The sequence below is a fragment of the Nonomuraea sp. bgisy101 genome (assembly GCF_057708945.1).
In genome coordinates this window covers 1-1,573 of the sequence record NZ_JBYITD010000103.1, presented here as the reverse complement: position 1 = coordinate 1,573, position 1,573 = coordinate 1, and the positions used below count along the sequence as shown (strand labels likewise).

Below are 1,573 nucleotides of genomic sequence, written 5' to 3'. Positions count from 1 at the left end.
CCATTTCCCCTGCGGGAGAGCCCGTTCCGGGCTGAAAATCGGGAGTGGTTGCCCGCCGACGCCGTAGCTCTATGGTCGCGATGAGGCCGTCATCTAGTCGGGCGCTGGGAGCCTTCGATGGGCCCTTCATTGTCGCTTCGAGCACGCGGATTAGCTTCCGCAACCGCCCTGGCTCCTGCGGGCATCCGCCGTTGCCCATAGGAGCGATGAGGAGGAACCGGTGCTGGCAGAGACCAACGACGAAGAAGAGATCATCCCCAGGATCGCCGCACTCGACATCGGCAAGGCCGAGCTGGTCTCCTGCGTGCGCGTGCCGAGCGAGACCGGCCGCGGCAAGCGGATGCAGGAGATCGCCACCCACTCCACCATGACCCGCGCGCTGCTGAACATGTCGGATCGTTTCCGCTGCCTGGGCGTGACCCGGGTGGTCATGGAAGCCACCTCTGACTACTGGAAGCCCGTCTTCTACCTGCTGGAAGCCGCAGGATTCGAGGTCTGGCTGGTCAACGCGCGGGACGTCAAACACCTGCCCGGCCGACCCAAGAGCGACACCATCGACGCCGTGTGGCTGTGCAAAGTCGCCGAACGGCAGATGATCCGCCCCAGCTTCGTACCCCCACCCCAGATCCGCCGGCTGCGGGACCTGACCCGCTACCGGGTGGACCTGGTCGGCGCTGCCACCGCGGAGAAGAACCGCGTCGAAAAGCTGCTGGAAGACGCGCACATCAAACTCAGCGTCGTCGCCTCCGACATCTTCGGCGTCTCCGGCCGGGCCATGCTCAAGGCGCTCATCGCCGGCCAGCGCGACCCCAAGGCACTGGCCCAGATGGCCCGCACCCGGATGCGCACCAAGATTCCCGCCCTCGAGGAGGCCTTTACCGGCCACTTCACCGACCACCACGCCTACCTGCTGGGCAAGATGGTGGCCCGGGTGGAGGCGATCGAGACCGACATCGCCGATCTCGATCGCACGATCGAGGAGGCGATCGCCCCTTTCGCCGACGCGGCGATGCGCCTGGATGAGATCCCCGGCGTCGGCCTGATCGCCGCTCATACGATCATCGCCGAGATCGGCCTGGACATGAGCCGCTTCCCCACGCCCGGCCACTTGTGCTCCTGGGCCAAGTTCACCCCGATCGTCAAGGAGTCGGCCGGCAAGAAGAAGGGGAACAACTCCACCGGCCACGGCAACCGCTACCTCGCCCGGGTTCTGGGCGAAGCCGCGGTGGCCGCCAGCAAGACCCCCACCTTCCTCGGCGAACGCTACCGCCGCATCGCCCGCCGACGCGGCAAGAAGAAGGCCGTCGTCGCCGTCGGCCGCTCCATTTTGACCATCGTCTGGCATCTGTTGTCCGATCCAGACGCCCGCTTCCAGGACCTCGGCGCCGATTTCTACGACACCCGGATCAAGCCCGACCGCAAAAAGCGCAACCACATCCGCCAGCTCGAAGCCCTCGGCTATCGCGTAATCCTCGAGCCAGCCGCCTGACCACCGGCCTGCTCACCCCGACCAGCCATCACCTGCCGGGGGTTCGCTGCCGCCTGCCCAGTTACTGTCCGATTTTCGGATTAG

At 66.2% G+C, this 1,573-nt stretch carries 1 protein-coding gene; it reads left to right on the top strand.

The window, feature by feature from the left end; all coding sequences use genetic code 11:
* The first annotated feature begins 223 nt into the window (after positions 1 to 223).
* Entirely contained in the window at positions 224 to 1,489 is a 1,266-nt protein-coding gene (locus tag AC3EO4_RS55620) for an IS110 family RNA-guided transposase (RefSeq protein ID WP_431904976.1), read from the top strand.
* Positions 1,490 to 1,573: the final 84 nt, after the last annotated feature.